We start from the raw sequence: 4,576 nt of genomic DNA, 5'->3' as shown, positions 1-4,576 counted from the left end.
GGCGGCGGCTGGCGGCGGCGACGGACCGCCGGGCGGCCCTGGAGGACTGAGACGCGGGCCGCACCCGGCGGCCCCGCCCGGCACGGCCGGCCACCCCGCGCCGGTGCGCGGCCCCGCGCCGTCCCCGCCGCGCCGCCGTACGGTGGGCGTGCTCCGGCGCCCGGGCACACCCGCACCGCCGACCGACCCGCACCCTGCCGCACCCTGGAGGACCCCGTGAAGCTCCGTCACCTGCCCCCGCGCCTGGCCGCCGGCGCCTACGTGCTCAACAGCGGGCTGTCGAAGCGGGGCGCCGACGAGGCGACGGCGGCCGGCATGCACGGGATGGCCGCGGGCGCGTACCCGTTCCTGTCCGAGCTCGAGCCGCAGCAGTTCGTGCGCCTGCTGTCCGCCGCCGAGATCGCGCTCGGCGTCGCGCTCCTGCTCCCCGGCGTCCCGACGCGGCTCGCCGCCCTCGGGCTCGGCGCGTTCTCCGGAGGCCTGCTCGGCATGTACGTCCGGACGCCGGGTCTCCACGGCGAGGGCTGGGACCTGCGCCCGAGCCCCGACGGGATCGGCATGGCCAAGGACGTCTTCCTCGCGGGGATCGCCGGCGGCCTGCTCCTGGACCGCGGGCGCTGACCCGGGGCCCCGACGGTCACGACGAGCGGCGGGCCCGGTCGCGCTTGGCCCGGTAGAGCCGCTCGTCGGCGCGCTGCACCAGGGCGTCAGGGCCCTCGGGACGGTCCGTCCAGCACGCGCCGAGGCTCAGGCGCACGGAGGCGCGGCCGCCGCCGCGCAGGTCCCGGTCGGTCACCGCGGCGCAGACCCGGTCGACGAGCTCGTCGACGGCGTCCCGCTCGACGCCCTCGCAGAGCACGAAGAACTCGTCGCCACCCCAGCGCGCCACCACGTCGTGCGGACGGACGGCGGCGAGCAGGTCGGCCGCCACGGCGACGAGCACCTCGTCGCCCGCCGCATGCCCGTGCACGTCGTTCACGGCCTTGAAGCCGTCGAGGTCGCCGAGCATGACGGCCAGCCCGGGACCTTCGCGGTCGAGCCGGGCCAGGGCGCGGCCGAGGTGCTCGTAGGCGAGGCGCCGGTTCGGCAGGGACGTCAGCTCGTCGTGGCCGGCGAGGTGCTCCAGGCGCCGCGCCGCGTGGCGCTCGGCGCTGACGTCGCGGTACTGGCAGACGACCCGGTCCGGGCCCACGGCCGTGAGGAACACGGTGAAGACCCGGTGGTGCAGGCCGGGGTCCGCCGCGTCGGTCGCGTACTCGACCTCCGTGACGACCTGCCGGCCCGTGCCGAGCAGGTCGAGCATGACCGGGAGCAGGGTGCTGTCCTCCCCGTACGCCTCCCGGAGCCGGAGGCCGACGAGGGGCCGGCCGGCGTTCGCCACCGCGGCGGCGTTCGTCCACAGGTGCAGCACGTCCACGGGCCGCCCGGACCCGTCCCGGACGGCCTCGACCACCACGAGCCCGTCGTGCGGGTGCCGCGCGAGCCCGGCGCCGACGGTCGCGAGCACGTCCGCGTCGGGGGTGCGGTCGCCGGGGTCCACCGGCCGATCGTGGCCGGGTCCCGCAGCCGCGGCAAGGGTCACGAGGTGCCAGGACCGGACGACCGCCCGCGCGGGTGAACGCCGGTCCCCGTCACGGCACCGGGCGCCCGAGGACGATCCCGTCGCCGGCCCCGGGCGCCTCGAGCGGGACGAAGCCCGTGGCGGCGTAGAAGCCGCGGGCCCGGACGTTCGCCGCCGCGACTCCGAGGTGCACGCCGGGGACCCCGCGCGCGGCGAGCGCGGCGACGAGGTGCTCGACGAGGCGCCGGCCGAGCCCGGCCCCCTGGAGGCGGGGCAGCAGGTCGACGTGCAGGTGCGCCGGGTGCGCCGGCAGCCAGGGGCGCGGCCCCGGCGGCGCCCCGAGTGCCGCGAGGAGGGCCCGGTCGGGCCCGTCGGGGTCGAGGCCCTGACGGCGCGGGTCGGCACGCACGCGCGGCCACCACTCCCGGCGGGCCCAGGCCTCGAACGCGAGCGTGTCGGCGGTCGCGACGAGGTACCCGCCCACCCCCTCGGCGTCCTCCACGAGCGTGGCGAGCGACGGGTCGTGCAGCGCGTACGGGACCGCCCAGACGTCGCCGAGCAGGTCGGGGTCCGCCCAGCGGCCGGTGGCGTCCTCACCCGCGTCCCCCGTGCGCCGGCAGACGACGCGCAGGGCGGCGAGGTCGTCGGCGTCCTCCGGGCGCACGGGCCGCAGCCGGGCCGGGGGCGTCGTCACGCCCGGAGGCTAGCCGAGGAGGCGGCGTGACGGGGGGTGTGACGCGCGTCGCGGTCGCGCCCCTCGGCGCGTCGCACCCCGCAGCGACGGACGGGCGGGCACCCTCCCGGTGCGCACGCCCGCCCGGGCGCCGCGACACCCGCGCAGAGAGAGACCCCGCCGTGCTGAAGCAGTCCCGCCCGTCCGCGTCCGCCACCCGCACCCTGACCTTCGCGCTGCCCGCCGCGGAGCTGGAGGGCAGCGTGAGCGTGGTCGGCACCTTCAACGACTGGACGCCCGGCACCCACGTGCTGCGGCGCCGGTCGAACGGGACGGCCAGCGTGGCGGTCACCGTGCCCGCCGGGACCGAGGTGTGCTTCCGCTACCTCGGTGAGGGCGGCCGCTGGTTCGACGACCGCGACGTGGACGCCCTCACCCCCCACGGCGGCGTCGTCCGCGTCTGACGCCCGGGGCCCGTGCCGGCCCGCCCGGAGGGGCACCCGGACCCGGGCAGGGTCGGGCGCTCGCCGGGCCGGACCTCGTCGGGTCAGGGGGCGGTGCAGGCCCAGACGGGCGTCGCCGTGGGGGACGGCGTCACCGAGGGGCCGGGCGTCGCCGTCGGGGCGGGCGGCGCCGACGGGCTCGGCGACGCGGTCGGCGCGGGCGACGCGCCCGGAGCCGTCGTCGGAGCCGTCGTCGGCGCCGGCGAGGTGGTGGGGCTCGGGCTCGGCGATGCCGTCGCGACGGGCGTGGGCGTCGGGCTCGACGTCGGGCCGGGCGTCGGGCCGGGCGTGCCGCCCGTGCTCGGCCCGGCGTCCGCCCCGGGCACGAGTGCGGGGTCCTCGACGAGGACCGCCTGGATGCCGGAGACGATCGGCAGGTCGCGGGAGGCGGCGAAGGCCACGTCGAGGACGCCGTCGGTCACGACGACGGTGCGGGTCAGCACGTGCGCCGTGGCCCTGCCGGCCGTCGCGGCGAGGTCGAGGTCCTGCGCGAGCACGGCACCCTCGGCCGTCACGCCGAACACCCGGCGTCCGGCCGTGGCGTAGTAGTTCTCCTCGAGGAGGACGCCCACGCGGTACGTGCCCGGCGCGGGCACGCGGACCCGGTAGGCGCTCATGCCGACGCGCGAGCGGTGGAACAGGGCGTCGTCGTCCGTGCCGGCCACCCCGTGCGGGGCGGTCGTCGTCCAGCGGCCTCCGACGGCACCGGCGTCGGGGCCCCAGACGCGACCGGCGGAGTCCGTCGTCGTCGCCAGCGTGCCCGCGTTCACCCGGACGGCCGGGGCCTCCTTCACCAGGACGACCTCGAGGGCGGAGACCGTGGCGAGGTTCTTCCGTGCCGTGAAGGCCAGGTCCAGCGTCCCGTCGTGGACGCCGACCCGGTGCGCGACGGTGTAGGCCGCGTGGGGCCCGGCGACCGCGACGAGGTCGAGGTCGGTCACGACCGGCGCGCCCTCGGCCGCCACGGAGAAGACCCGGGCGCCGGGGGCCGTCTGGAAGTTCTCGTCGAGGTGCAGCGTGACGCGGTACACGCCGTCGGTGGGCACGGGCACGGACCAGCCGGTGAGCCCGACGCGCATGCTCTGGTAGAGCGCGTCGTCGGCCGTGCGGGCCACGGGCGAGGTGTCCGCGCTCGTCCGCCCGCCGACGACCCCCGCCGCGGGCGCCCAGGTGCGTCCCGCGGTGTCGGTGTAGGGCGTGGTCGACGCCGCCCGGAGGCGGATCGCGTCGGCGGCGGTCGAGGGCGCGGGCACCGGGGTCAGGGCGGCCGCGGCTGCCGGCACGGGCACGGCGGCCGCCCGTGCGGGTGCGAGGGCGGCGGCAGGCGTCGCGGCGAGGCCCGACGCCACCGCGAGCGCGGCACCGACGAGGGCGGGCAGGACGTGGCGCGGTCGGGTCATGCCCCTCTCGTCGGCGCGTGCCGCCCCCGGCCTGAGCCGCGTCGCCCGGACGGGGGACCGGGGCCGGCCGTGCGTCGCCCCGTCCGCCGCCGGGCGGGACCGGGCCGGTGCCCGGCGTGGGCGCGCGGGACCGGCCCCGCGCGGGGATGATGGGCGGACGACGCACCGGTGCGATCGGGGGACGCCATGCTCGGCACGCTCGCGCTCATGGGCTCGGTGCTCGGCGCCTCCGGGGCGCTGGCGGTGCTCCTCGCCCGGCTGCCCGACCTCCTCGCCCGGCGCCGCGCCGCGGCGGACCCCCTCACGGCGACGACCGCCTGGTCGGCGGCGCTCGTCGCCGCCGCCGGCTGGCTCGTCGCGGCCTCGGCCGGGACCGTCGGCGGCGGCGCGGGGGCGGGCGCGGGCGCCGGTGCGGACGTGGGGGCGCTCGTCGGCGGGG

The 4,576-nt window shown here is 79.5% G+C and carries 6 protein-coding genes; 3 read left to right on the top strand and 3 right to left on the bottom strand.

Annotated features, from left to right (window positions below):
* Positions 1 to 216 precede the first annotated feature (216 nt).
* Positions 217 to 621 carry a DoxX family membrane protein gene (locus EJA20_RS18030; RefSeq protein ID WP_205687576.1) on the top strand — a complete coding sequence of 135 codons (405 nt, stop codon included), beginning with the start codon at positions 217 to 219 and terminating at the stop codon, positions 619 to 621.
* A gap of 16 nt (positions 622 to 637) precedes the next feature.
* On the opposite strand, the gene EJA20_RS18025 is transcribed toward EJA20_RS18030, so the two are convergent.
* Together EJA20_RS18025 and EJA20_RS18020 are read right to left on the bottom strand one after the other, a co-directional pair.
* The gene (locus tag EJA20_RS18025) at positions 638 to 1,540 is read right to left on the bottom strand and encodes a GGDEF domain-containing protein (protein WP_129339895.1); all 903 of its coding nucleotides are present in this window, start codon (positions 1,538 to 1,540) and stop codon (positions 638 to 640) included.
* Positions 1,541 to 1,631: 91 nt separating this feature from the next.
* Entirely contained in the window at positions 1,632 to 2,255 is a 624-nt protein-coding gene (locus EJA20_RS18020) for a GNAT family N-acetyltransferase (RefSeq protein WP_129339894.1), read from the bottom strand.
* Between the two features lie 161 nt (positions 2,256 to 2,416).
* Between EJA20_RS18020 and EJA20_RS18015 the strand changes: the two genes are divergently transcribed.
* Positions 2,417 to 2,698 carry an isoamylase early set domain-containing protein gene (locus tag EJA20_RS18015; protein WP_129339893.1) on the top strand — a complete coding sequence of 94 codons (282 nt, stop codon included), beginning with the start codon at positions 2,417 to 2,419 and terminating at the stop codon, positions 2,696 to 2,698.
* Between the two features lie 83 nt (positions 2,699 to 2,781).
* On the opposite strand, the gene EJA20_RS18010 is transcribed toward EJA20_RS18015, so the two are convergent.
* The gene (locus tag EJA20_RS18010; protein ID WP_129339892.1) at positions 2,782 to 4,137 is read right to left on the bottom strand and encodes a malectin domain-containing carbohydrate-binding protein; all 1,356 of its coding nucleotides are present in this window, start codon (positions 4,135 to 4,137) and stop codon (positions 2,782 to 2,784) included.
* Between the two features lie 168 nt (positions 4,138 to 4,305).
* On the opposite strand from EJA20_RS18010, the gene EJA20_RS18005 reads away from it, so the two are divergent.
* The coding region (locus EJA20_RS18005; protein ID WP_205687575.1) for a hypothetical protein at positions 4,306 to 4,576 on the top strand (271 nt) is incomplete at its 3' end.

The organism is Cellulomonas endophytica, assembly GCF_004123805.1.
GTDB classification, from domain to species: Bacteria; Actinomycetota; Actinomycetes; order Actinomycetales; family Cellulomonadaceae; genus Cellulomonas; species Cellulomonas endophytica.
The sequence above is the reverse complement of the archived record's forward strand: the minus strand, read 5'-3'. Positions and strand labels throughout refer to the sequence as shown.